Raw genomic sequence first — 24176 nt, 5'->3', positions numbered from 1 at the left:
CCGCCGGGGAAAACCCAGGCAAACTCCGGGCCGGAATTTGGCCTTGCGGTGTCAGAAGCACCGAGATGCGGTGCTTCTGTTTCTCGAACGGGACGACGTTCCCTTCGACAACAACCAGGCGGAACGGGATATTCGGATGTTCTGTATCAAGCGCAAAGTGTCAGGTGGGTTTCGGTCTCTGACTGGTGGAGCGGCGTTCTGCCGGATTCGCAGCTATATCTCCACACTTCGCAAGCAGGGCATACATGTCTGGCAGGGCCTCGTGAGTGTATTTCGCGGTGACATCCTCATGCCCGACTTCTCGCGCTGAGTAGTTACCTGCAATCAATGCAATTGGGGGTGTTGGTCCTGACGATAAAGACTGTGTGAGGGCTGGATTTCCTCTCTTTCTTCTACTTCACCCGCTCCAGCCAGTGGGCGTGGACGCGCAGTTCCTCGGCGTGCAGCAGGTGGGGCAGTCCTTCTAGTGTGATCCCCAGCGATTCGGCCAGGGTGTTCTCGCGGATTACGGCCTCGGCGCGGCGCAGGGGCCAGGCTTGATGGGCAATCCGGCCCCGGTAGACCTGTCCATTTTTATCGGCGCTGTACAGGTTCAGGCGGTGGGTCAGCCAGTCTTCCAGGCTGCCGGGCGGCGCGGCGATGGGTTCGCCGATGGGCCGGTAGGCGGCGGCAAAACGGGCGGGCGGCTCGTTCCGGTGTGTCCGCAGGCTGGCGTAGCGCGTGACGCCGTCCCGACGCGAAACCCACATCCGCGCGTCAAAGTACGGCAGGTGGAAGAACTGCCGCGCCAGCCGCACCCCCAGCGGTTGCGCGGCGTCCAGGCTGTAAAACCACACGCCCGGCTCGCCGCCCGCAGTGACGTAGGTTCGCAGGTTCAGTTCGGGAAAGGCGCTCAGGCCCGGCACACCCGGCACGAAGCGCGGGGCCACGTCTGCCATGCGGAACGGCACCACGCCCAGGTACGCCCTGCCGCCGTAGGTGTCCAGGGTCACGCCGCGCGGCAGGGTGCGGGCCAGCGCTTCCGCGTCCACGGACCAGTGCATGAAGCACAGGTCGTGCCAGGCCATCCTCAGTATCCAGGGGGTTGGGGTGGGCAGGGGCATAGCCCGGAGGCTAGCGCGGGGACCAGCGGCGGACCTTCGCAGGGAATCCAGTCTGCGAGGGTCAAGGTCCTCTCAAGGCCAGACCCGAAGGCTTCTTAAGGCCACACACAATTCCCTCCCAGAGCTGGCGTCTAGCCTGATGGACAACGGCAAGGGCAGCCCGCCTGACATGCACTTACGCGCATCTCCGGGCCGCGCCACGCCGAAGGGGAGACCACCATGATGAACAACGAACAGGCCATCGACAAACTGCAATACCTGCTGGGCACCCTGCGCGACGGTGAGAAGGGATTTGCCCAGGCCGCCGATCACGCCGATGCCCCTGACCTGAAAACCCTGTTCACCGAGCGCAGCCAGCAGCGTGCCACGCTTGCGGGCGAGGTCGCCGCGAAGATTCAGGGCATGGGCGGCGACGCCGACAAGGGCGGCAGCGTGGGCGCGGCCCTGCACCGCACCTGGCTGAATGTTCGCGACGCCGTGACGGGCAAGGGCGACTACGCCGTGGTGGCCGAGGCCGAGCGCGGCGAGGACGTGGCCATCCAGAACTATCAGGACGTGATGAACGACGCGGAATTGCCCGCCGATCTGCGGTCCTTCGTGGACGGCCAGTATGCCCAGGTCAAGACCAGCCACGATCAGATCCGTGATCTGAAGCACAGCATGAAGCCCGACTGAATCAGGTTAAGCGCAGAGAGTAGAGAATCTGTGCAGAGAGGGGACCGGAGTGTTGATCTCCGGCCCCCTCTTCTGCTGTGCGCTCAGGTCTTGCGGCGGCGGCGTAGGCGTTCCATCGCGGCTTCCAGGCTCTGGCGCATCCGCTCCAGCGCCTGCGACAGGTCCCCGATTTCGTCGTTCTGATCGGCGTGGACCGGGCGTGACAGGTCGCCCATGCTGATGGCGTCGGCGGCCTTGACCAGCCGCTCGATGGGCCGGGTGATCTGCCGGGCCGCGCGGCTGGCCAGCCAGCCCCCCAGAGCCAGACCCAGCAGCGCCGCCAGCAGCACCAGCAGCAGCGCGGTCCGCAGGGCAGAACTGGCCTGGGTGTTCGGGACGCCCACCACCACCTGCCGCAGCACGGGCGTGTCCTGGGCGGCCCCCACCGGAATGACCTCTGCCTTGCCCGCCGCGTTCTTGCGGAAGGTGGCCTGCGCTATCACGTACTGGGTGCTGCCCAGTTTCAGCGTGCCGCCGTTGGGGTGGCTGCCCAGCCAGGCCGACAGTTCCCTGTTCTGGCTGGTCACCCCCGCATCCTGGGCGCGCAGCGTGGTCTGGCCGCCGGGCAACTCGGCCCGCACGAAGCCCACTCCCGGCGTGGCCGCCAGCGCGCTGAGCTGGGCACCGAGCTGCTGCCCACTGCCCAGGTTGGCCCCCACGGCGGCGGCCAGCGTCTGGGCCTGCCCCTGCGCGGCCTGACGCTGCACGGCGGGCAGCACCACGGCCAGCAGCCCCAGCGTTACGGCGCTCGACAGGGCCAGCGGGGCCAGCGTGCCCAGCGTGAGCTGACGCGTCAGGCTGCGGCGCGGTCCCTTGGATTCGGCCTCCCCGGTCCCGGCGGGAAGGACCACCGGCACCATCGTCACGGCGTTGCCCATCCCGGAGGACGGTGCAGCCGGCGTGGCCGTGGCGTCGGTCATGGTCAGCGCGCCCGTGAAGTCTGACCAGACGTCGCTGGGCGGCATGTCGGAGGTGGGGGACGCGCCGCCGAAAGTCTGGCCCAGCGCCGTGTCCATGCTGGTCAGGGGCGAGGCCACCGCCACTGACCCGCCCGAAAACTGGGCGGAGCTGCCCCCGAAGGCCGCCGTGGAAAAGGGATCGTTGGTGACCACGGAGGCGGACATGCTGCCGAAGGGGGAGGCGGGGCTGCTTTCCGGCGAACCGGGCCAGGCAGGCGCGGGCATCGAGGGGGCCAGGAACGCCTCGTCCGGGGCGTCATTCCGGGCAAAGGGCGTGGCGGGCGAGGCGGCCAGACCCTGGAACGGCTCGTTGATCATCTGGGTCTCTTCCTGAACCTCTTCCAGAGCCACCGCCGCCCCGGCCAACTGAAACACGTCCAGCAACAGTTCGGCGCGGGCGCGGCTGGTGGGCTTCATCAGGCGTCCGGTGCGGCGTCCAGACAGCCGCCCGGCCTGCTCGGCGCTGAGGTTGAAGCGCTCACTCAGTTGCTGTTCCAGACCGCGCCGACGTTCGGCCTGCACGGGTTGCTGAATGGTCACGGTGTATTTCATGGTTGGCCCCCTCCCGCCGCTGCCCGGCCCTGCACGGTGTTGCGCGGTTCCTCACGGCGCAGCTCTGCTGACCGCCTTGCACTGTTTGCCCTGCTTTTGATCGTTTTTCGCCCTGTGTGTCGTTGCGCCGGTCTTCGCGGGTCTGGTCCCGGTCTCGTGCCGGTTTCTGAACCGGTTCCCAGATTCATGCCAGCCCCTGTACTCATGCCAGCTCCTGTATTCATGCCAGCCCCTGGGAGCGCAGATGTCCGGCGAAACGCCCCGTCTGTTCCGGGGTCAGTTCGGCGGTCAAACCCGAGAGCAGGGCGCTCAGGGTGGCGGCCCCCCCCAGGTCCTCGAGAATTTCTTCCACCATCAGTTCGGCCACCGGGCCAACCACCTGGGTCAGGCACTGGGTGACCTGCCGGGCCGCCTCGTCCGTCACCGGGCGCTGGTGGTCCTCGGCGCGGGTAATCCACCCCTGCGCCTCGTGCAGTTTGCGGCGCAGTTCGGGGGCGCTCAGTCCGGCCAGGCGGGCCACCTCGGCGGCGTCGCGCGTGCCGTCGATCAGGTCCAGTGTGCGCCACAGCGCAAACGGCAGGGCCATCTCGGCGCGCAGGCCGTCGGGCCACGTCAGCGCCCGTCCAGCAGCGTTCACCGGCCCACCTGACGGCGCTGTGAAGCGGCCCCCGCCACCGGGCCGCCCAGTCCGGCGGCGGCCCATTCAGGGCGGTTCGGCAGGTCACCCAGTGCCAGATCGTCCAGACTGACGCCCAGGGTCATCAGGGCCACCCGCAGCGCCGTTTGCAGCGCTGGGCGGAATTCTCCGACAGCCACACTCGGATCGATGTTCAGGACGCCGCCGCGCAGCGTGACCTCACGCACGAAGGGGTCCAGGCAGGGATGCTCGGCGCTCAGGCGCACGCAGGTCTGCTGCCAGACCTCATCCAGCGAAACGTTGCTGTGAACGGCGGCCAGTAGATGACGCCAGAACTGGAGCAACTGCTCACGGTTCTCTGCCGTGTTGGGCGAGTAGGCCACACACAGCGCGCCGTCGTCCGGCAGGTGTCCGGCCAACACCTGCCCCGATTCCCACACGCTGCACAGCTCCTCCGAGACCACCAGACCGTAGAACTGCTCGCGCTTGAGGATCAGTTGCGTGTCGGGCCAGCGTCCAGCCAGCGCTCCCGCCCGCGCCGCGCGGCTGGTCCAGACCACCGCGCCCACAGGCGGCGAACACTCGCCCAGACGCACTCGGGCGCGCGGCAGGCCGCCGTGGGTCACGTCCCAGGTCACCGCCTGCCCGCCGCCCGTGAAGCCGCCCAGGCACTGCCCCCGCACCCATACAAAACGTGCCCAGCGGTCTCCCTGCACGGCGTCCAGCACGCCGCTGAAGCCTGCGGCCTGGCGGGTCTCCAGGTCCAGCATGATCTCGGTCCAGGGGTAATGGTCGGTACACAGGTCCGCGTAGATCACGCGGTCCAGGGGCAGGGGAGGCGGGGCGGTTGGCGGCGGCAGGGTGGGGGATTCAGTCATGGGCAGGGTCCCGGGGGCAGAGTCGAGGGCAGGCGGTGGGCTGAATGATCGGGAAGCTGGGCGGTGAGGAGCGTGAAGAGGAGTGCGGCACTGAGAATGAAGCCCATAACACCCCAGACCCTCTTACTCCCCGCTTACAGGCGTTGAAAATTTCACTTTCCCGCCTCGTCTTTTGCCCTTGACCGCGTCCGGGGAACTTCACCCCGACTCACCGCGTACTCACTTACTGGAGGAACATCCCATGAACGACTTCATTCCTGTTCTATTCGTCGCGGGCATCATCGTCGTCGGCATCGTGCTGGTGATCATGCTCATTCAGAACCTGCTGATCGTGGTGCCGCCCAACAAGGTGCTGGTCATCTCGGGGCGCAGCCGCCAGACCGCCGAGGGCGACACGGTGGGCTACCGCGTGATTCGTGGCGGGCGCGCCTTCCGCATTCCGCTGCTGGAAAAGGTGTCGTGGATGGACCTGACCACCATTCCGCTGGACCTGACCGTGGAAAATGCTTACTCGCGCGGCGGCATTCCGCTCAAGATCCACGCGGTGGCCAACGTCAAGATCAACGGTTCCGATCCGCAACTGGGCAACGCCATCGAGCGCTTTCTGGACGTGCCGCGCGCCGCCCTGACCAACATCGTGCGCGACACCCTGGAGGGCAACCTGCGCGGCGTGATCGCCACCCTGACCCCCGAGGAAATCAATCAGGACCGCCTGCGCTTTGCCGAATCGCTGATCGAGGAGGCCGAGCATGACATGAACAATCTGGGCATCAAGCTCGATACCCTTAAGATCCAGAACGTCTCTGACATCGCCGGGTATCTGGAAAGCATCGGGCGGCGGCAGACCGCCGAGGTGCTGAAGGAAGCCCGCGTGGCGGAGGCCGAGCGCAACGCGGAAGCCACCCAGTCCGAGGCCCAGGCGGTGCAGCGCGCCCAGGTCACGCAGTCCATCGCTCAGCAGGCCATTCTGGAGGAGCAGAACAAGCTGGAGGTTCGCCGCACAGAGCTGGGGGCCATTCAACTCTCGCGCCAGAACGAGGCCACGGTGGAATCCGAACTGGCCAAGGTCCGCGCCACCCAGAACTTCGAGCAGGAACAGGCCGCCCTGGAAGCCCTCCTGCGCCAGAAGAAGGCCGAGGCCCAGCGCCAGGCCCGCGTGATCGAGGCCGAGCAGAATGCCGAGGCTGCCGAGGCCGAGGCCCAGGCCAGACAGCGTTCAGTGATTGCCCAGACCGCCTCCCAGCAGGCCATCCTGGAGCGCGAGAACGAGCTGCGGGTGCGCCGCGCCGAGCTGGAAGCCGTGGCGGCCAGCCGCGAGAACGAGGCCAAAGTGGGGGCCGAACGCGCCCGCGTGGTGGCCGAGCAGCAACTGGAACAGGAGCGGATTATCCTGAACCAGAAGCGTCTGGAAGCCGATGTGGTGGCCCCCGCCCGCGCCCGCCGCGAGGCTGAACTGCTGGAAGCCCAGGCCGCCGCCGCCCCGATCATCGAGGAAGGCCGCGCCAAGGCCGAGGCCGTCAAGCTGATGGTGGAAGCCTTCCGCGACGCCGGACCCGAAGGCGAGCGCGCCTACGTGCTGAACATGCTGCCCGCGATTATCGAGCAGATCACCGGCAGCGTGCGGGGCATGCAGATCGACAAGGTGACCGTGATCGACAGCGGCGACGGACGCGCCGTGAGGAGTGCCATGCAGACCATGCCCGCCAACATCATCGGGCTGGTGGAGCAGGTGGAGAACGCCACCGGGGTCAATCTGCTGAGCATGTTGCAGAACAGGTTGACGCCGGGTGAGACGCCTACGCCGAAGGACACGGTGTCGGCGGCGAACGATTAGCAGCGAACCCTCTCGTTCCGAGCTGTACCATCCACCCCTGACCCCTTTCCCCTGCGGAGGGGGTTTCAAGTCCAGACGGCTTCCTTTTGACATCCAGGCTCTGTGGCATTCTGAGGCCGTGAGTAACCTCTATACAGCACAGGCCACCGCCACTGGCGGACGCGCAGGACACACCAAGAGCGACGACGGACGCATCGACCTGAACCTCAGCGTGCCCAGGGGCATGGGCGGCGACGACGGCCCCGGCACCAACCCCGAGCAACTGTTCGCCGCTGGCTACGCGGCGTGCTTTCAGGGCGCGCTGGGCGTCGTGTCCCGCCGCGACAAGATCAAGTTGCCCGGCGATCAGACCATCACGGCGATGGTGGGCCTGAGCAATGACACCGGAGCCTTTGCGCTGGACGTGGAACTCCAGGGCCACTTTCCCGGCATGGACGAAAAACAGGCCATGGACCTGATGAAGGCGGCCCACGAGGTCTGCCCCTACAGCGCCGCCACGCGCAACAACGTGGACGTGCGCCTCAGCGTCAAGTAAGCGGGCAACACAAAGAGCGCCGGACACACTGCCCGGCGCTCTTTGTGTTGCCCTCGATTTAGCCCAGTTCGGTCAGGAGCTGCTGAACGCGGTCTTTCAACTCGCCGCGCTCCTGGGGCTGGCCCAGTTGGTGCAGGCCGCCGTGATAGGCGTCGGGATCACCGAACAGGCGGGAAAGCAGCTCAAACTCGCGCTGGCTGCGCAGGCTGGCGTCGTCGCGGAACATGGTCACGTACTGGTCCTGAAACGCCCAGTCGCTGACCTTGCCGTCCACGAAGTCGCGCATCAGGCGGCGGTACGGCTCGATGTTGTCGTCGGTCTGCACGCTCCCCGAGGTGCTGCGGGCCGGCACCTGCGCGAACACCGGCTCCAGCACCTCGGGGGTGATGTCCCAGTTGTTGACCTCGAACTGCACCTGACCGTCTTTGAAGATCATCAGTTGCGGGCTGTGGTGGACGATGCCGGTCATCTCGGCCACATGGTTGCTGGCGGGCCGCCAGTCCACCACGCGGATAAAGCCCACCGGCAGCTCGTGTTCTTGCAAGAAGGTTTCCAGCACGCCGAAGCCCTGCATGGTCTTGTGGCAGGTTCCGGCCTTGAACACGGCGGCCAGCGGGTAATCCTGGAGGAATTGATCGACTTCTTCTGGTGTGGTCAACGGGACCAGAACCTGTTTCTCGGCGTCAGCGGTTTGCGTCATACCCCCAGCATACCCGCCGCTTTACAAAACGAAGTGAGGCGGCCCACAAGTGGGGGTGGAATTCGGCATATTGGGGGGGGGTGGGCCGGGCGTACGGGGCGAAAAAGCGGGGGCCGCACTATCTTTGAAGGATGTCCAGTCCGCCCGACGCCACCGAATTCTTCAGCATGACCTACGGCGAGATCACCGTCAGCGGCTGGGTCACGCTGAATGTGCTGCGCCGCGTGGAGGCGGGCGAGGTCATCCGTTTTACCGTCTACGAGGCCATGAGCGAGGACATTGCCCTGGGTGACCTGATCTGTAGTTTCGCGGCGGGCAAACTGGCCCCCTTCCGCCTGCCCGAAGAAACCTGATCGGCACTCAGTCCAGCGCCCACACCACCGCTTTCAGGTGCGTGGCCCCCGGAAAGTCCTCGCCTGCGCCCAGGCTTTCTGCGGCGCGGCCCCGTCGCCCGGTTCCCTCTAAACCCAGCCGGACCATGCGCTCAAAGCTGGCCGGGGAGACGCCCGCGTGGTTCACCAGCGTCATGATCTGCCCGCCCGGCGCGGTCACCGCCGCCGCCAGCGCTGCCAGCCGCCCGTAATCCCGCTCCGCGCGCCAGACTTCAGCCCTGCCCCGCGCAAAGCTGGGAGGGTCCAGAATCACCAGATCAAAGGTCTCACCGCGCCGTTCCAGCCGCCGGAACCAGTCGAATACGTCGCCGTACAGGAAGTCCTCGTCGGGGGCATTCAGGCCGCTCAGCGCGTAGTTCTCCTGCCCCCAGGCCAGCACCTTGCGCGACAGGTCCACGTTCTTGACGGCCTCCGCGCCGCCGTGCGAGGCATTCACGCCAAAACCGCAGGTGTAGGCGAAGGCGTTCAGCACCCGCGCCGGGGCGTGCTGCCGGACCCACTGCCGCGCTGGGCGGGCGTCCGCGAACAGGCCGATGCTCAGGTCCGCGCCGGGGCGGATCAGGAAGGGCACGCCGTTTTCCAACGCCGTGACTTCCCCCCGCGCCTCGCCCCAGACGGGATCAGGGGGTGAGAGCCAGTCCCGCTCCACATTCGCCGCGTGCCGCGCTTCGGGGGGGCGGCGTTTGAGATAGATGCCCGCCAGCCCCGCCGCCTTGCCACAAGCCTCAGCTAATTCTGCCTCTTCCTCCGGCGAGAGATCAGCGTACAGACTCAGCACCCCGACGTCCCCGGTCACGTCCAGAGCGAATTCCCCGGCAGTTTCGGTGGTGTGGACGCCCCGGTAGAAGGTGGTGCCCTGCGCGGGCAGATGGGCGCGGCGGGCAAGCAGATGGGGGAGACTGTCAAGCATGGAATCTGTGAATAGAGAACGGGACGCCTTTCACTACGGCCTGCCGCCCAGAATCCACCACACTGCCGCCGTCGCCACCGCCGTGACCACCCAGAAGCGCAGGGTCACGTGGGTCTCGGGCCAGCCGCTCAGCTCGAAGTGGTGCTGGATGGGACTCATCTTGAACACGCGCTTCTTGCGGGTGCGGAAAGACACCACCTGAATCACCACGCTCAGCACGGCCACCACCGGAATGATGGCGGCCAGCGGCAGCAGCCACACATCGGCGTACAGCACATATGCGCCCGCCGCGATGGCCCCGATGGCGTGGCTGCCCATGTCGCCCATGAACACCCTGGCCGGGTGCGCGTTGAACCATAGAAAGCCCAGCAGCACGGCCACCAGCAGCGCCGAGATGGGCGACAGCGCCAGCAGCGGCAGCAGTACGATAATGGCCACGCCGCCCAGCAGGCCGTCCAGCCCGTCGGTGAAGTTGAAGGCGTTCACGCTGCCGATCATCACCAGCGTCAGCAAAACCGTGTCCCCAATCTGCCCGAAGCCCGGCACCAGTTCATGCGCGGCCAGCGGCGCGGCGAACCAGCCGAACAGCAGACCTACCAGCAGTTGCAGGGGCATCTTCTCGCGGGCGATCAGTTCCTTCTTTCCGCTGCCCTTCATACGCGAACGGACCTTCAGGAAGTCGTCTATGCCGCCGATCAGGCCCATGCCCAGCGCGGTCAGCATGATCAGCAGTTCGCGGGGGCCGCCCGCATTGCCCGTGAAGTACAGCGGAAAGAACACCAGCGCCAGCGCCAGCACGAAGGCCACGCCGCCCGCCGTGGGCGTGCCCTCCTTGATCAGGTGCGTCTGAGGACCGTCCTTGCGGACCGGCTGCCCCCAGCCCTGCGCCTTGCTGGCACGGATAAACAGCCACACCAGCAGCAAGGAGAGCAGCGCGGCAACAACCATCATGGCTGTGTCCTCAAGTCGGCACTTGACACAGGAAGGGGGGGCAAATGTTGTTCACACATCAATTGGCGAGGGTAGCACGCGGGCGCTGGGCGGCCCGGTCCTCAGTTCTGCCAGCAGATCCCGGCCACCCGTCTGCCCTCAATCTGCAAGCCCTCAATCTGCCAGATAGCGGATAAATTCGCGCATGGCGTTCACGCACGCGCCCTTCTCGCCGTCGGCGCTGCTGCCGGTCACGGTCCGCAGGATTCCCGCGTCGTTGATATAGAGCTGCGAGACCTTGTACGTCGCGTCCTCCTTCTTGTAGTCGTAGGCGGCCAGCACGGCCCAGAATCCAGCGCGGTCCACCGGCTGAACCACCACCGGACCCATCGACTTGCTCAGTTGCACGCGCAGCTTGGCCGCAAAGGCCAGTGCCTCCTGCTGCGAGGCCAGCACCGGGAACGCCTGCCCGGAGCGTTCCTCGCGCAGCAGACAGGCCCCGCTGGTGTCGGTCCAGACGTTGGCGTTGCCGTTCACCGGTACCCAGCCGCTCATGGGGACGATCAGGGCGGAGGCGGAAGATCCCAGCAGACTCAGGGTAAGGATGGAAACGAGGGCGGGGCGCGGCGTGGGCATAGTGCCCATGAGGCTAACAGGCATTCCTTTGTCAATCGTTAGCGGTGCGCTCATCCAGATGAGGAGCCTGGACAGATGGGAGGTCAGATCAGTGAGGCGACGCGGGCTTCCAGCCCAGCTTTCACGGCGGGCCATTCGCCCCTCAACACGCTGAACACCACGCTGTCACGGGCGAAGCCGTCAGGAACCACCTGATACTGCCGTAGCGTGCCCTCCTGTACCGCGCCCAGTTTGTGCATGGCGCGGATGCTGCGGGCATTGCGGCTGTCTACCTTGAAATGAACGCGGCCCGCGCCCAGCACCTCAAAGGCGCGGGCCATCAGTAGCAGCTTGGCTTCCGGGTTCACGGCGGTGCCCTGCGCGGCGGGCAGCAGCATGGTCCCGATTTCGGTCCAGCGGTCTGCCCACCTGATCTCGCTGTAGCTGATGCGGCCCACGCATACGCCACTCTCTCGCAGACAGACGGCAAAATTGATCCGGTTCGGCAGGGCATTGAGCCGCCCGATGTAGTCGGCCCAGGCAGCGGGCGTGGCCTCGGCTGGGCCGCCCCGCGCCAGCAGTCGCACCGTTTCGTCGTCCGCCCCGGCACATAGGTCGGCGGCGTGCGATTCGTCCAGACCCTCTAAAAAGACATGTCGTCCCCGCAGGGTGGGCGTCTGGAACCACTCGGTTTCGGGGGCAGGAGCGTCAGGGGTCACGGCGGGAAGTCTAGGACAGGGGCGGGGTCAAACGGTCCAAAGGTCTGACCGCCAGAAACACAGACAGTTCACCTGCGGTTAGATTTTCAGACCGTTTGACTGTCAGACGGCGCAGCCTAGCCCCGGTGATACGGCTCGCCCGCGCTGATCGTCGCCGCGCGGTACAGCGCTTCGGCCAGCACCACCATCGCCAGATCGTGCGGCAGGGTCAGTTCGCCCAGGCTCCACAGCGCGTCGGCTCCGGCCCGCAACTCGTCGGTGTGGCCCTCGGGACCGCCCACCGCCAGGGCCAGTTCCCCGGTGCCGCCCAGCGCGCGGGCGTCCAGATACGCGCTCAGGCCCTCCGAGGTGAACTGCCGTCCGCGCGGGTCCAGCAGGATCAGGGGCGCGTTTCCGGCGGCCTTGCGAATGGCCTCACTTTCCAGAGCCTGTGTCTTGCCAGCCACGCGGCTCACCTGAAGCTTGTGATAGCGCCGCAGCCGCGTGGCGTACTCGTCCCAGCCCGCGCGGGCGTAGGCCAGCCGGGGTTCTCCGATGGTGATCAGGTGCAGCCTCATGGGGGCAGCCTAACGCCCCAGCGTGGGTGCCGGGCGGACAGCGTGAGCCGACTGACGGCCCCTGCCTGCCGCCGCCCGCTAGAATGTGGAACATGGTTCTGTACGCCACTCCCCAGAGCGGCATCCTCCTCAACGCCGCCCTGACCGTCATCAGGCGGGGCGACGCATGAACTACGCGGCCACGCTGGCGGTGATGGTGGTGCTGGCCTTCTGTTTCCCGCTGACGCTGCGTTTGGGTGCGGGTTTCGGGGTCTCACAGACCATCACCATCTCGGTGCTGGGCGCGCTGCTGACTTTCGGGCTGGCGCTGTATCTGGTGCGCTGGCAGGTAGGCCGTCATCAGCAAGCGCTGTCCAGAATGCAAAAGGCCCGCGCGCAGATTCTGGCGGACCCGGAAAATCCCCGCTCGTACTTCGTGGGTGGGGAGCATCTGGGTGCGCTTCTGCTGCGGCTGGACCGCCGGCGCGAGGCAGCGGAGACCATTGACCGCTACGCCCGGCTGGGCGGGGCACGCGAATCGGAAATCGTGGCTTTGCAGGAAGCATTGTCCAGGGCAAACCGGCGGCAGCGCCGCGCCCAGGGGAGGGAAGCATGAGGGCCTACAAGGGCATTGTGGAAAACGGGGTGGTGGTGGTGCTGGGCACCCGCCTGCCCGAGGGTACGGTGGTCACCGTCACCGTGGGCGAGGGCGAGTTGCTGCGTGCCCGCATCACCAACGTTCTCAAGCGGCCCCGCAAGGTCAAGGTGAGGATCAAGCCTAATGTCGGGCTGGCCGCCACCGGAACTGACGGCGCAGGACTGATGGGGGCGAATCTGACGCTGACGCTTCTGCCGTCTGGAGTCGATGACTGAGTTGACTGGTCCTGAATCGAGTGATCTTGAGTGGAGCGGCTCTGCATTTCCTGACGAACAGCCTGCCGAACCCACTGCCCCTGTCTCCGGCTCACAGGGCGGCCCGCGCGTATGGCTGGTGCCCACCCCTGTCGGCAACCTGGGAGACATCACCCTGCGCGCCGTGGAGGTGCTGAGGGGCGCGGACGCGGTGGCCTGCGAGGACACCCGCCGCAGCGGGGCCTTGCTGTCGCATCTGGGCATCCGCAGGCCGCTGGTGCGCCTGGACGCCCACACCATGAGCCGCGCTTCCGTCACGCTGGAAAAATACCCCCGGCTGGCCTACGTCTCGGATGCGGGCACCCCCGGCATCAGCGATCCGGGCGCGGAACTGGTGGCGGCGGCCATCGCGGCAGACATTCCGGTAGAGGTGCTGCCAGGAGCCACCGCCTTCGTGCCCGCGCTGGTGCTGTCGGGGCTGGACAGTGGGCGCTTTACCTTCGAGGGCTTCCTGCCCCGCAGTGGCCGCGAGCGCAAGGCCCGGCTGTCTGCCGTGGCTGCCCGCGCAGAAACCAGCGTGTTGTACGAGAGTCCGCACCGTTTAGGCGCGACGCTGAGCGATCTGGCAGGCGCGTGTGGCGAGTCGCGCCCGGCCAGCGTGACCCGCGAACTGTCCAAGAAGTTCGAGGAAACGGTGCGCGGCACCCTGGCGGAGCTGGCGCAGAAGTTCGCCGCCGGAGTACGGGGCGAGATCGTGGTGGTGGTGACGGGGCGTCCGGCAGGCGAGGCCGATCCAGACGCGTCCGCGCCCGATCATGAGGCGGAGGCGGTGGGGCTGGCTGCGCAGGGAAAAACGGCCAGGGATATACGTGACGCCCTGATGGCCCAGGGTTTGCGTAAGAATGACGCTTATGCCCTGGCCCTGCGGGTTACAGAGAAGGCCGGGCCAGATCTTTCCGATCCGAGCTGAATCGACTGGGCTGAACCACAGCGCCACCTTCCCTCCGATCTTTCCTTTCCCCGAAAAGCGAGACTGAATATGACTGAATTCATTCCCACCCCGCACCCCAACCCCGCAGGCATCCAGCGCGTGGCGGTCCTGACCAGCGGCGGCGACGCGCCCGGCATGAACGCGGCCATCCGCGCGGTGGTCCGCACCGCCGCCTTTGAAGGGCTGGAGGTCATGGGCGTGCGCCGGGGCTTTTCGGGCCTGCACCGGGGCGAGCTGAAGCTGATCGGCCCGCGTGACGTGGCCAACACCATCCAGCGCGGCGGCACCATCCTGCTGACCGCCCGCAGCGCCACCTGGCGCACCCCCGAGGGCCGGGCCAGCGGCGCGCAGCATCTGCGGGATAACGGCGTGGGCGGACTGATCGTGATCGGCGGCGACGGCAGCTTTCACGGCGCGCATCTGCTGGAGCAGGAACACGGCATTCCAGTGATCGGCGTCCCCGGCACCATCGACAACGACCTGTACGGAACCGATCACACCATCGGCTATTTCACTGCCGTGGAAACTGCGCTGGACGCCGTGGACAAGCTGCGCGACACCGGGGCCAGCCACGAGCGCATCTTCGTGATCGAGGTGATGGGCCGCCACGCCGGGCATATCGCGCTGGATGTGGCAGTGGCGGGCGGCGCGGAGGAAGTCTTTATTCCCGAGGACGACAAGCCCATTGAGGACGTGATCCAGATCGTCAAGGACAGCGTCAAGAAGGGCAAGACCGGCAGCATTGTGATCGTGGCCGAGGGCGTGCCGGGCGGTGCGCAGGGTGTGGGAGACGCCATTCAGGCGGGGACCGGCCTTGAAACCCGCGTCAGCATCCTGGGTCATATCCAGCGCGGCGGTGCCCCGGTCTCCAGTGACCGCATTCTGGCCAGCCGTCTGGGCGAGGCAGCCGTCTACGCCCTGATGGACGGCGTCAGCGGCGTGATGGTGGGGCGGCACGGCAGCAACATCATCCACACGCCGCTGCACGAGACCTGGGAAAAGCGCAAGGACGTCAACCGCGACCTCTACCGCTGTGCCAAGAAACTCAGCGTTTAGGGAGGGCATCCAAAGGGGCGGGGCGCAGAGAGTGATCCTCTGCGCCCCGCCCTCACTTTGCTGCTTACTGCTTGGGCGGCTTGACCGTCGATTGCGCCGACAGGCTCTGCTTGCCCGCCTCCACCTTCATGATGTACAGCGTGACTGAGTTGCGGTCCCCAACGCTGTTGAAGGTCACGTCGCCCGACAGCAGGCCCTTGAAACTGCCCTTGCGGATGGCCGTTTCCACCTGCGTGCGGCTGGGCAGCTTGCCGCCGTTGGCTCTGGCCGCGTCCAGGATGCCCTGTGCGATCACGTTGGCCGAGTCGTAGGAGAACGCGGCGTACCCGGCAGGCACGGTCTTGAATGCCTTGCGGTAGTTGGCCGTGAAGGTCTTGGCAGCGGGCAGCGACTCCAGCGGCGCGACGATGGTGGTGTAATAGATGTTGTTGGCACCCTTGGCCGCGATGGTCGCCAGTTCGGTGCTGTCCAGGCCGTCGCCGCCGACCACAGGAATGGTGATGCCCGCGTCACGCAACTGACGGATAAAGATGCCGATCTGCGTGTAGATACCGCCGAAATACACCGCGTCCGGCTTCTGCAACTTGATCTTGGCGATGATGCTGGAAAAGTCGCTCTTTTCCTCGGTGCCCTCGTTGACGACCACCCTGGCCCCGCCCGCCTTGAGGGTCTTCTCGACCTCGGCGGCCAGTCCCTCACCGTAGGAGGTCTTGTCGTTCAGGATGTAGACCGACTTGGCCTTCAGCCTGTCCATCATGAACTGCGCGCCCGCCGGTCCCTGGGCGTCGTTGCGGGCCACGATGCGGTTCATGTTGGCCAGTCCCCGGTCCGTGACCTCGTTGGCGGTCACGGCTGGGCTGACCATCGTGACGTGGCTGGCCTTCAGCGCTTCGCTGGCCGGAATCGCCACGCCGCTGTTCATGGTCCCCACCACGCCCAGAATCGTGCGGTCAGAAGCGATCTTGCGCGCCGCCGCCGTGCCGGTGGCCGGGTCCGCCTGATCGTCGTAGCCGACGAATTGCAGATCAAAGCCCAGTTTCTTGAAAGCGGCCTTCTGCTCGTCGACAGCCAGTTGCGTGCCGTTCTTGAGCAGCGTGCCGGTAAAGCTCTGGCTCCCCGACAGCGGCGAGAGACTGGCGATCTTGATGGTGGTCTGCGCGCCTGCCACGCCAGTAGCAAGAAGGCCCAGGATTATCAGATTCAAGGTCATTTTCTTCATTCATTCCTCCAGGAGACTCGGCGTTCAAGATGAAAATTTCAGCCCTTACTATGTACAGGTCGAGATTGAAGAGGCCAGAATCAATTGCAAATAGATTTCATCAGCCTAACGATTTTCGCCAACTGTGTCAAATTGGTCCTGTTAATGAGGAGAGAATTTCACCATGAACAGAGGCCGATCAATCACATATCTTCAGGTACTTTTTGATGATGGAAGAGTCGTCATTTTACTCGCTGTGGCGCAGCTCTTGGGGGCAATCTATTCCTGTATGATGGTGTTCAATTTTGCTGGATAACGAGCGGGTTTGTTACTCTCCACATTATTGATCAGTTTCGACAATGCAAGAAGGCCGGAGCGATCTGCCCCGGCCTTCTTGTCGACCCTGTCTTCTACTCGCGCTCGACGTTCCGCAGGAAGGCGGGGATGTCGTAATCCTTGGGATCGTAGCTGCTGCCGTTGCCGCGCACGGGGCGGATGGTCTCGGGAATGCCGCTGCGTCCACCTGGGCCAGTCGCTATGCCCATAGGCGTCTCGTTGAATCCAGTGGCGATCACGGTCACGCGGACCTCGTCCCCCGCAGCCTCATCCGGCGTGATGCCGAACAGGATATCGGGGTCCTCGAAGCCGGTGGCCTGACGGATCTTCTCGACGATGTCGTTGGCGTCGGTCATGCTCAGGTCGTAGCTGCCCGTCACGTTGACCAGAATGCGGCGCGCGCCCTCGATGCCGCGTTCCAGCAACGGACTGTGGATGGCGCTCATGGCGGCTTCCTCGGAAACCTTCTCGCCCCGGCCCGCGCCGATGCCCATCAGGACCGTGCCGCTGTTGGACAGCAGGTTGCGCACGTCCGCAAAATCCAGGTTGATCATGCCCTCGACGTTGATCACGTCGCTGATGCCCTTGACGCCGTAGTACAGCACGCGGTCCGCGATCAGGAACGCCTCGCGGAAGGAGACCTTCTTGTCCACGGCGGTCAGCAGTTTCTCGTTGTCCACCACGATCATGCCGTCCACCGCGTCGGCCAGCTTGCTGATGCCTTCCTCGGCGATCCGCAGACGCTTGGGGCCTTCAAAGCGGAAAGGGCGCGTCACGATGGCCACCGTCAGGATGCCCATCTCGCGGGCGATCTGGGCCACCACGGGTGCAGAGCCGGTGCCGGTGCCGCCGCCCATGCCCGCCGTGATGAACAGCATGTCGGTGCCGCCCAGATACTCCTTGATGTGTTCGCGGTCTTCCAGCGCGGCCTTCTCGCCCACGTCCGGGTCCGCGCCCGCGCCCAGGCCGCGCGTCAGGCGGTCACCGAGTTGAATACGGATCTCGGCGTGGCTTTTTGCCAGCACCTGGGCGTCCGTGTTCCCGGCGATAAACTCCACGCCTTCGAGTCCCGATTCAATCATGCGGTTGACGGCATTGTTGCCTGCCCCGCCCAAGCCGATCACGCGAATTCTGGCCGCTTGCATCTCATCTTCTCCTTGCCTCGTTCCAGTCTGCTGGGCAGAGGAGAGGTCACTGTCTGGGTTGGTGGTAGTTTAGCGCACCTTTATGCGAGATTTCGCACAGGATGCGGCGGAAAGGTTTGGCGAGGCAGATAAAGGAAGGCGAGAACTGAAGAAAATCAGCTCTCACACATCTTTACCCTGCCGATGTCATCTCAGGTCCATTCCTTGAGCCAGTTGCGTACGCGGCTCATCAGGCCCGAACCTGCGTTCGGCTGCGTGGTCTTGGTGGGAATGGGATTGGGTTTGGGACTGGGTTTGGGTTGAGTGGCATCCTTGATGATCGGGTCCTGTGGCTGAGAAGCCTTTTCCGGCTCCTTTTCCTGAAACACGATCTGCGGAATGCGTCCGTTCTCGCCCAGGCTGTACAGCACCAGCCCCACGCTGGCAGCGTGTTCGGGGCCGCCGACGATGTCGGTCAGGCCGCTGATGCCGCGCGGACGCCCGATGCGGACGGGCAGGCGGAAGCGGTCACGGGCCAGCTCTACCGTGCCGCGCAGCAGCGACGCGCCGCCGGTCAGGACCACGCCCTGCGCCACCAGCTCGGCGGGGCCGAGGGTGTGGTCGATCTCCTCACGGATCATCGAGAAGATTTCCGAGAGGCGCGGCTTGATGATGCGCGACAGCTCGAAGGCGCTGATGGCGTGGGTGCTGCCCGACGCGGTGGTGATCTCCAGCGTCAGGTCCTGATCGGCCAGATCGGGCAGGGCCGAGCCGTAACGCTTCTTGACGTTCTCGGCTTCCTCCATGGGGATCTTGAGGATCTGCGCCAGGTCCGCCGTGACGTGTTCGCCGCCAATCGGAATGGTGGCCGAGTGCGCCAGATTGCCGCGCTTGAACACCCCGATATCGGTGGTGCCGCCGCCCATATCAATCACGATGACGGTCTGGGTCTGTTCCAGCGCCTCCAGCGTGGCCAGACCGGAAGCCAGGACGTGCAGCACAAAGCCCTCGACCTGAAGGCCCGCCTCCTGCACGCAGCGGCGCAGGTTCAGCAGAGGCCCGGCGGTCCCGGCCACGATATGCACGTCGACTTCCAGACGCACGCCGTGCATGCCCACCGCACTCTTGATCCCTTCCTGACCGTCTACCACGTATTCCTGCGGCAACGTATGGATGATTTCGAGGTTGGGGTCCAGCGGCACGGCGCGGGCGTTTTCGATGGCGCGGTCCACGTCCGGCTGCCCGATTTCCTGGTTGCGCCGGATGGCGGCCAGACCGTGGCTGGTAATGGCCTTGGCGTGGTTGCCCGCAACGCAGACGTACACGCTGCTGACCTTGACCCCGGCCACCCGCTCGGCGGCCAGCACAGATTGTTTGATGGCGTGGGTGGCGCGTTCCAGGTTGACCACGCTGCCGCGCTTCATGCCCTCGCTGGGCACGCTGCCCTCGCCGATGATGTCGATGCCGCCGCCAGAGGCGACCTCGCCAATGACAGTGGTAATTTTGGTGGTCCCGATATCCAGGCCCACGATGATGGTGTTGTCCCTGATTGCGTTGTCCTTCATTCCTGGACGCTCACCCCCCAGGGGTAGATGTTAATGTTCTGTTTTGGGTACATGCCGATGCTCCCAGCATACTTGAGTAAGAATTTGAGGTCGCCGCTCCAGACCGATCCAGTGGGCATTTTTGCCCGGAGTCCAGTTGGAGTGTAAGCCACCGACTCAACATTGTAACCGCCCAGGGCAGTCAACACCTTCAGGGCGTCTTCCAGACGGGACGGCCCCCAGCCCTGGATCAGGGGAAGGGCGGTCAGTTCGGCGCTTTTCTCAGGCGTCATGGGTAAAATGGTGCTGTCCGCCGCCACCCACACCACGGTTCCGTCTTCCTTCTGCCAGCGCGCCACCGGGCTGCGTTCGTTGACCTGCACCGTCACGGCGTCAGGAAAACGCCGCGTGACAGACGCCGAGAGAACCCAGGGATCGTCCAGCAGCCCACGCGCCCGCCACGCGCCGTAGTACAGCCAGCCAAAATCAGGGGTCAGACCTGCCAGCTCGCGCACCTGCCCGTCGTTCAGGTGTTGCTCCCCCATCACTTCAACAGTACGGATGGGCAGCGCGAACCAGCTCGCCGCCAGTGCCCCGGACAGCACCGCGCCGCCGCCGATCCACCACCAGCGGCGGCGGGACGGCGGGCGCAATGTCGAGACCGAGGGGACCGGGGCGCTCAATTCAGAATCGGAGTCGCCGGGACCGCTCACTTCAGTTCCGCAGACCACTGCGTCACTGCGGAGGCTGGCGCGCCCTGCCTGAGCGCGTCATCCGGCCACAGCTCGTACTCCAGCTCCAGCGGCACGTTCACCCGCGCGCGGATCAGGTCCAGCAGGGCGTGAACATCGGCAGCCGTCGCCCCGCCCAGATTGACGATGAAGTTGGCGTGTTCGGGGGCGATTAAAGCGTTGCCCACCTGCGTTCCCTTCAGTCCGGCTTCGTCGATCAGCCGCCCGGCCCCCACGCCGCCAGGATTCTTGAAGGCGCAGCCGGGGGTCTTCATCTTGGGCTGACCCTTGCGGGCGGTGTCGGCCAGCGTCATTTTCGCCAGCACCTCTTCCGGCGTGCTGCGCTGCAACTTGAGGCGCACCCGCGTGACGATGTGGTTGCGCGGAATCCCGCTGTCGCGGTAGCCCCAGCCCAGGTCATCGGGGGTGATTACCTTCAGCCCTTCCGGCGTGGCGATTTCCAGCGTGTGCAGGCCATCGAACATCTCGCCGTAGCGGGTTCCGGCGTTCATCCACACCGCGCCGCCCACCTGCGCGGGAATGCCCACGGTCCCCTCCAGGTTGCTGTAGCCCAGCTTTTGCAACGCGCGGACCAGTCCGGGCAGGGGCACGCCGCCGCCCACCCAGCCCGTCACGATCCCGTCTCCACCGCTCCCGCTCAATCCAGGGTCCGGGGTCAGGTCACGCTCGGCCAGTGGACCGCTCAGGCGGATGACGCGTTCAGGCACGCCCTCATCAGAAATGACCAGATTGCTGCCGCCGCCCAGGATGCGGTACGGAGCCGCCATCGCCTCGGCCAGTTGCTCATGGTCAGAGACGAACCAGACCTCGGCCTCGCCGCCCACGCCCAGGGTGGTGAAGCGGGCCAGGGGCAGGCGTTCCACCCGCGCGCCCGTTTTGCTCTGGAAGTCTTTGCTCTGGAAGTCGGCGGTCACCCCGACACCCCGCCAGCTTCCGGTTCCACAAGCTCACGCGACAGCTTCCACACGTCGCCCGCGCCCATCGTCACGATAATGTCGCCGGACTGCGCCGATTCGCGCAGCACACTCAAGACCTCGGCGCGGTCCGGCAGGTAACGGATGCCCGTATGCCCGTTCCCCGCCATGCGGTCCGAGATCAGCGTGGCGTGGATGCCCTCAATGGGCGTTTCCGAGGCGGCGGCGATGTCCAGCAGCAGCACCTCGTCGGCGTCCATTAAAGCGTCGGCCAGCCGGGGCCAGCTCTGCTGGGTTCGTAGATAGCGGTGAGGCTGAAAGACCACCCGCACGCGCCGCCCGGTCTGGCGCGCGGCCTGCACGGCGGCGGCAACTTTGGTGGCGTTGTGCGCGTAATCGTCGATGACCAGCGCCCCATTCAGCGTGCCGATGCGCTGCCAGCGGCGGCCCGGTCCACCGAAGGCGGCCAGGGCGGCGGCGGCTGACCCGAAATTGCCGCCGTACAGATGGTTGACGGCCAGCGCCGCCAGTGCGTTCAGCACGTTATGCAGGCCCGGCAGACCCACGCGCGCCTCGCCCAGCGTCTCGCCTCTGAAAAGAATGGTGAATGAGGTGCCGTCCGGGTCCGGGCGCAGGTTCACGGCGCGGTAATCGGCCCCTTCGGCCTGTCCGTAGCTGAGAATTTCTTTTGCCCCGATGCACAGCTCGGCCAGCCCCGGCCAGTCGGCGCACAGCAGAACGCGCCCCGACTGCGCCACGTAGCGCGCGAATCCGGCGTGCTGCTCCTCCACGGTGGCCCAGTAGGTGGCCTGATTGCCGCCCACATGGTCATCCTCGGCGTTGGTGAACACGGCAGTCTCGCTGCCCAGCTCGGCAAAGGCGCGGTCCGACTCGTCCACCTCGGCCACGAATGGTCCAGCGCCCACGCGGGCGTTGCTGCCGAACTCCGGCACGATGCCGCCCACGAAGGCGGAGGGGTCCAGCCCGGCCCCGGCCAGCGCCACGGCGATCATGCTGGTGGTGGTGGTCTTGCCGTGCGTGCCGATCACGCCGATGCTGGGGCCTGCGCGCAGCAGCTCGTCCAGCAGCGCCATGCGCGGGCGGACCTCGATGCCCGCCGCCCGTGCGGCCACCAGTTCCGGGTGATCTTTAGGCACGGCTTCAGAGGCCACCAGGACGTCGATTTTGCCGTGGGGTTCGGTGGTCACATGCGCTGCCGCGTGGCCGGGCTCCACGGCGATCCCCTCGGCCCCGAGTTGCGTGGTCAGTTCCGTGCTGCTCTCGTCGCAGCCGCTGACCCGCGCGCCACGCGCCACCAGCAGGCGGGCAAAGGCGCTCATGCCGATGCCGCCGATGCCCATCAGGTGGTAGTGCATCTGGGGCGGCAGGGGTGGGGTTGTGTGAGGGGAATCAGTCATGTCAGAGGAGGGTGGGGCCATCAGCGCAACTTGCCTTCGATCAGGTCCGCGAAGCGTCCGGCTGCGCCCACCGGGGAGCGTCCCAGGGCCGCGTCGCGCATCTCGGCGCGGGCGGCGGGCGAGGAACACTGTAACACTGCCGCCCCCAGATCGGCGTTCACGCGGGCCTGTTCCACCAGGATTCCGGCCCCGGCTTCCTGCACCATGCGGGCGTTGTGGAACTGGTGGTTCTCCGCCGATTCGGGCAGCGGCACCATGATGGTGGGCACGCCATGAAACGCCGCCTCGGCCAGCGTGCCCGTGCCCGCCCGCGTGATCGCCAGGTCTGCCGCAGACCACGCCGCCACCGCGTCCACAAAGCCCGTGGCGTGATACCAGTCCATGTCCTGCACGCGCGAGGCGACCTCTGGAAACCAGCGCGGCCCGGTGGAATGGATGACCTGAATGGCCTCGCTGCCCACCGCCTCCGAGACCAGATCGCGGAACAGGTTGCCCTCGTCCTGGGCCTCGAATTGCAGGTCGATGCGGGCGGTGGTGGCCGCCGAGCCGCTTTCCAGCAGGCCCTCGGTGCCCAGGATGTTGCGCAGCGTATCGGGGACGTTGTTGTTCAGGAACAGCGACCCCTGCGAGCCGCCCATCACCAGAATCGTCAGCGGGCCGACGCGCAGTTTCAGGCGGCTCAGGGCCTCCATGCGGTCCATGCGTTCCTCGCGCACGGGCATACCCACCATCGTGGCTTTGCGGGGGTCCAGGCCCAGCACCCGTTCGTAGGCCGTGCCCACTGCTTTTGCCTGACGCACCGCCAGCCGTTGGGTCAGGCCCAGGCGGGCGTTCTGTTCGTGCAGCACGGTGGGAATCCGCAGGCTCTGGGCGGCCAGCACCCCCGGCAGGCTGGCAAAGCCGCCGTAGCCCACCACTGCGCCGGGCTTCAGTTTGGACAGTACCGCCCGCGCCTGAGCGATACCCTGCCCGGCGCGGATCAGCTCGCGCGGGTCCGGGCGGCCCTGCCCGCTGCGGGCCAGCTTGCCCGCGTCCACGCCCTGAAACAACAGGCCGTGATCGGCGGCGATGCGTTCCTCCATGCCGCCGCGCTGTCCCAGAATCATGGCCGCGTGCCCGCGCGAAATGAGTTCGTGCGCGGTTGCCACCGCCGGGTAAATGTGTCCGCCCGTTCCACCTGTCGCCATCACCACCAGAGCCATTGGGGCGCAGTGTAGAGGATTGGGTTGTGGGCTGTGGGGGTGTGGGTTGTCGGAAGGGCGGGGGCGCTCAGGCCGGGGTGTCTGTGGTCTGGAGGAGGCCGCGCCACATATCCTGGAGTTTTTGGAACACTCCAGGCGCGTCCAGTACGTCTCCAGCCTGACGCGGCGCTTCGATCAGCATGTCCTCCAGCACCCGCGCGTCCATCGTCCGCAGCACCTCGGTGAGTTGCGCTGGGGCGTGAATCGATCTGGCTGAGGTGTTGAGCGCCAGCACGGGTTTGCCGCTTAACTCGCCGCTGCCCACCACCCAGTCCAGAGCGTTCTTGAAAGCTCCCGGCAGCCCATGCGCGTACTCCGGGCAGGCGATCAGTACGGCGTCAGCGGTATTCAGGGCAGCGCGGAGGGCAGAGACGGCAGCAATCTCCTGCTCTTCAATGTCTGGATTGAAATGGGGAAGGTAACTACTCAGCGCGAGAAGTCGGGCATGAGGATGTCACCGCGAAATACACTCACGAGGCCCTGCCAGACATGTATGCCCTGCTTGCGAAGTGTGGAGATATAGCTGCGAATCCGGCAGAACGCCGCTCCACCAGTCAGAGACCGAAACCCACCTGACACTTTGCGCTTGATACAGAACATCCGAATATCCCGTTCCGCCTGGTTGTTGTCGAAGGGAACGTCGTCCCGTTCGAGAAACAGAAGCACCGCATCTCGGTGCTTCTGACACCGCAAGGCCAAATTCCGGCCCGGAGTTTGCCTGGGTTTTCCCCGGCGG

28 protein-coding genes are annotated in these 24176 nt (G+C 66.0%); 9 read left to right on the top strand and 19 right to left on the bottom strand.

The features are described from left to right. Positions 1 to 310 (top strand): IS66 family transposase (locus Q319_RS24675; RefSeq protein ID WP_029483375.1); only part of this gene is annotated, 310 nt, incomplete at its 5' end. A gap of 82 nt (positions 311 to 392) precedes the next feature. On the opposite strand, the gene Q319_RS0115590 is transcribed toward Q319_RS24675, so the two are convergent. After that, positions 393 to 1103, bottom strand: a complete 711-nt coding sequence (locus Q319_RS0115590; RefSeq protein ID WP_245619287.1) for a YqjF family protein — start codon at positions 1101 to 1103, stop codon at positions 393 to 395. Positions 1104 to 1322: 219 nt separating this feature from the next. Between Q319_RS0115590 and Q319_RS0115585 the strand changes: the two genes are divergently transcribed. Next, a complete protein-coding gene (locus Q319_RS0115585; RefSeq protein WP_029483400.1) occupies positions 1323 to 1778 on the top strand; it encodes a ferritin-like domain-containing protein in 456 nt (151 codons plus the stop codon). A gap of 83 nt (positions 1779 to 1861) precedes the next feature. Here the strand turns inward: Q319_RS0115585 and Q319_RS0115580 are convergent, their stop codons facing one another. The 3 genes from Q319_RS0115580 to Q319_RS0115570 form a co-directional block, all read right to left on the bottom strand. Then, complete coding sequence (locus Q319_RS0115580) at positions 1862 to 3328, bottom strand: HAMP domain-containing protein (RefSeq protein ID WP_029483399.1); 1467 nt, start codon at positions 3326 to 3328, stop codon at positions 1862 to 1864. 220 nt (positions 3329 to 3548) lie between these two features. Then, positions 3549 to 3965, bottom strand: coding sequence for a DUF8082 domain-containing protein (locus Q319_RS0115575; RefSeq protein ID WP_029483398.1), 417 nt, complete (start codon positions 3963 to 3965; stop codon positions 3549 to 3551). Then, positions 3962 to 4843, bottom strand: a complete 882-nt coding sequence (locus Q319_RS0115570; protein WP_051655452.1) for a hypothetical protein — start codon at positions 4841 to 4843, stop codon at positions 3962 to 3964. The genes Q319_RS0115575 and Q319_RS0115570 overlap by 4 nt, the downstream gene beginning before the upstream one ends. Positions 4844 to 5084: 241 nt before the next feature. Here Q319_RS0115570 and Q319_RS24670 point away from each other — a divergent pair, with 241 nt between their 5' ends. After that, the gene (locus Q319_RS24670) at positions 5085 to 6677 is read left to right on the top strand and encodes a flotillin family protein (RefSeq protein ID WP_051655451.1); all 1593 of its coding nucleotides are present in this window, start codon (positions 5085 to 5087) and stop codon (positions 6675 to 6677) included. Positions 6678 to 6795: 118 nt separating this feature from the next. Beyond that, positions 6796 to 7212 carry an organic hydroperoxide resistance protein gene (locus Q319_RS0115560; protein WP_029483395.1) on the top strand — a complete coding sequence of 139 codons (417 nt, stop codon included), beginning with the start codon at positions 6796 to 6798 and terminating at the stop codon, positions 7210 to 7212. A gap of 58 nt (positions 7213 to 7270) precedes the next feature. On the opposite strand, the gene abxC is transcribed toward Q319_RS0115560, so the two are convergent. Beyond that, complete coding sequence (gene abxC / locus Q319_RS0115555) at positions 7271 to 7912, bottom strand: monothiol bacilliredoxin AbxC (RefSeq protein WP_029483394.1); 642 nt, start codon at positions 7910 to 7912, stop codon at positions 7271 to 7273. Positions 7913 to 8043: 131 nt separating this feature from the next. Here abxC and Q319_RS0115550 point away from each other — a divergent pair, with 131 nt between their 5' ends. After that, positions 8044 to 8265 (top strand): hypothetical protein, encoded by a 222-nt coding sequence (locus tag Q319_RS0115550; RefSeq protein ID WP_029483393.1) that lies wholly within the window; start codon positions 8044 to 8046, stop codon positions 8263 to 8265. A 7-nt stretch (positions 8266 to 8272) separates the two neighbouring features. Here Q319_RS0115550 and Q319_RS0115545 read toward each other — a convergent pair whose 3' ends face one another. From Q319_RS0115545 to Q319_RS0115525, 5 genes are all read right to left on the bottom strand, one after another. Continuing rightward, positions 8273 to 9214 carry a class I SAM-dependent rRNA methyltransferase gene (locus tag Q319_RS0115545; RefSeq protein ID WP_029483392.1) on the bottom strand — a complete coding sequence of 314 codons (942 nt, stop codon included), beginning with the start codon at positions 9212 to 9214 and terminating at the stop codon, positions 8273 to 8275. Between the two features lie 33 nt (positions 9215 to 9247). Further along, positions 9248 to 10165, bottom strand: coding sequence for a phospho-N-acetylmuramoyl-pentapeptide-transferase (gene mraY, locus Q319_RS0115540; RefSeq protein WP_029483391.1), 918 nt, complete (start codon positions 10163 to 10165; stop codon positions 9248 to 9250). Between the two features lie 153 nt (positions 10166 to 10318). Continuing rightward, positions 10319 to 10780 (bottom strand): hypothetical protein, encoded by a 462-nt coding sequence (locus Q319_RS0115535; RefSeq protein WP_156039386.1) that lies wholly within the window; start codon positions 10778 to 10780, stop codon positions 10319 to 10321. An 83-nt stretch (positions 10781 to 10863) separates the two neighbouring features. Further along, entirely contained in the window at positions 10864 to 11478 is a 615-nt protein-coding gene (locus tag Q319_RS0115530) for a GNAT family N-acetyltransferase (RefSeq protein WP_029483389.1), read from the bottom strand. Positions 11479 to 11594: 116 nt separating this feature from the next. Continuing rightward, positions 11595 to 12035, bottom strand: coding sequence for a 23S rRNA (pseudouridine(1915)-N(3))-methyltransferase RlmH (locus tag Q319_RS0115525; RefSeq protein ID WP_029483388.1), 441 nt, complete (start codon positions 12033 to 12035; stop codon positions 11595 to 11597). Between the two features lie 166 nt (positions 12036 to 12201). Between Q319_RS0115525 and Q319_RS0115515 the strand changes: the two genes are divergently transcribed. From Q319_RS0115515 to pfkA, 4 genes are all read left to right on the top strand, one after another. Next, positions 12202 to 12630: a hypothetical protein gene (locus Q319_RS0115515; protein WP_029483387.1), complete on the top strand. Its 429-nt coding sequence runs from the start codon at positions 12202 to 12204 to the stop codon at positions 12628 to 12630. Beyond that, on the top strand, positions 12627 to 12887 hold the full coding sequence (locus tag Q319_RS27935; RefSeq protein WP_029483386.1) for a hypothetical protein: 261 nt from the start codon (positions 12627 to 12629) through the stop codon (positions 12885 to 12887). Before Q319_RS0115515 ends, Q319_RS27935 begins: the two co-directional genes overlap by 4 nt. After that, positions 12880 to 13836, top strand: a complete 957-nt coding sequence (rsmI, locus tag Q319_RS0115505; RefSeq protein WP_081846092.1) for a 16S rRNA (cytidine(1402)-2'-O)-methyltransferase — start codon at positions 12880 to 12882, stop codon at positions 13834 to 13836. The genes Q319_RS27935 and rsmI overlap by 8 nt, the downstream gene beginning before the upstream one ends. Positions 13837 to 13905: 69 nt before the next feature. Continuing rightward, entirely contained in the window at positions 13906 to 14913 is a 1008-nt protein-coding gene (gene pfkA, locus Q319_RS0115500; protein ID WP_029483384.1) for a 6-phosphofructokinase, read from the top strand. 64 nt (positions 14914 to 14977) lie between these two features. Here pfkA and Q319_RS0115495 read toward each other — a convergent pair whose 3' ends face one another. The 9 genes from Q319_RS0115495 to Q319_RS24660 all read right to left on the bottom strand — a co-directional run. After that, positions 14978 to 16132 (bottom strand): branched-chain amino acid ABC transporter substrate-binding protein, encoded by a 1155-nt coding sequence (locus Q319_RS0115495; RefSeq protein WP_029483383.1) that lies wholly within the window; start codon positions 16130 to 16132, stop codon positions 14978 to 14980. A gap of 389 nt (positions 16133 to 16521) precedes the next feature. Beyond that, positions 16522 to 17592 carry a cell division protein FtsZ gene (gene ftsZ, locus Q319_RS0115490; protein ID WP_029483382.1) on the bottom strand — a complete coding sequence of 357 codons (1071 nt, stop codon included), beginning with the start codon at positions 17590 to 17592 and terminating at the stop codon, positions 16522 to 16524. 191 nt (positions 17593 to 17783) lie between these two features. Then, positions 17784 to 19121 carry a cell division protein FtsA gene (gene ftsA / locus Q319_RS24665; protein ID WP_029483381.1) on the bottom strand — a complete coding sequence of 446 codons (1338 nt, stop codon included), beginning with the start codon at positions 19119 to 19121 and terminating at the stop codon, positions 17784 to 17786. Between the two features lie 11 nt (positions 19122 to 19132). Next, on the bottom strand, positions 19133 to 19798 hold the full coding sequence (locus Q319_RS0115480; RefSeq protein WP_245619285.1) for a cell division protein FtsQ/DivIB: 666 nt from the start codon (positions 19796 to 19798) through the stop codon (positions 19133 to 19135). Positions 19799 to 19824: 26 nt separating this feature from the next. Continuing rightward, positions 19825 to 20781 (bottom strand): UDP-N-acetylmuramate dehydrogenase, encoded by a 957-nt coding sequence (locus Q319_RS0115475; RefSeq protein ID WP_051655449.1) that lies wholly within the window; start codon positions 20779 to 20781, stop codon positions 19825 to 19827. Next, positions 20778 to 22199, bottom strand: a complete 1422-nt coding sequence (gene murC, locus Q319_RS0115470) for a UDP-N-acetylmuramate--L-alanine ligase (RefSeq protein ID WP_029483378.1) — start codon at positions 22197 to 22199, stop codon at positions 20778 to 20780. Before murC ends, Q319_RS0115475 begins: the two co-directional genes overlap by 4 nt. Positions 22200 to 22219: 20 nt before the next feature. Continuing rightward, positions 22220 to 23401 carry an undecaprenyldiphospho-muramoylpentapeptide beta-N-acetylglucosaminyltransferase gene (murG, locus tag Q319_RS0115465; protein ID WP_029483377.1) on the bottom strand — a complete coding sequence of 394 codons (1182 nt, stop codon included), beginning with the start codon at positions 23399 to 23401 and terminating at the stop codon, positions 22220 to 22222. Positions 23402 to 23468: 67 nt separating this feature from the next. Then, positions 23469 to 23822 (bottom strand): NADPH-dependent FMN reductase, encoded by a 354-nt coding sequence (locus tag Q319_RS26340; protein WP_245619289.1) that lies wholly within the window; start codon positions 23820 to 23822, stop codon positions 23469 to 23471. A gap of 44 nt (positions 23823 to 23866) precedes the next feature. After that, positions 23867 to 24176, bottom strand: a 310-nt coding sequence (locus tag Q319_RS24660) for an IS66 family transposase (protein WP_029483375.1), incomplete at its 5' end; no start/stop codon positions are given.

Source organism: Deinococcus marmoris DSM 12784 (assembly GCF_000701405.1).
In the GTDB taxonomy this organism is placed as follows: Bacteria; Deinococcota; Deinococci; order Deinococcales; family Deinococcaceae; genus Deinococcus; species Deinococcus marmoris.
This window is presented reverse-complemented; position numbering and strand designations above follow the sequence as displayed.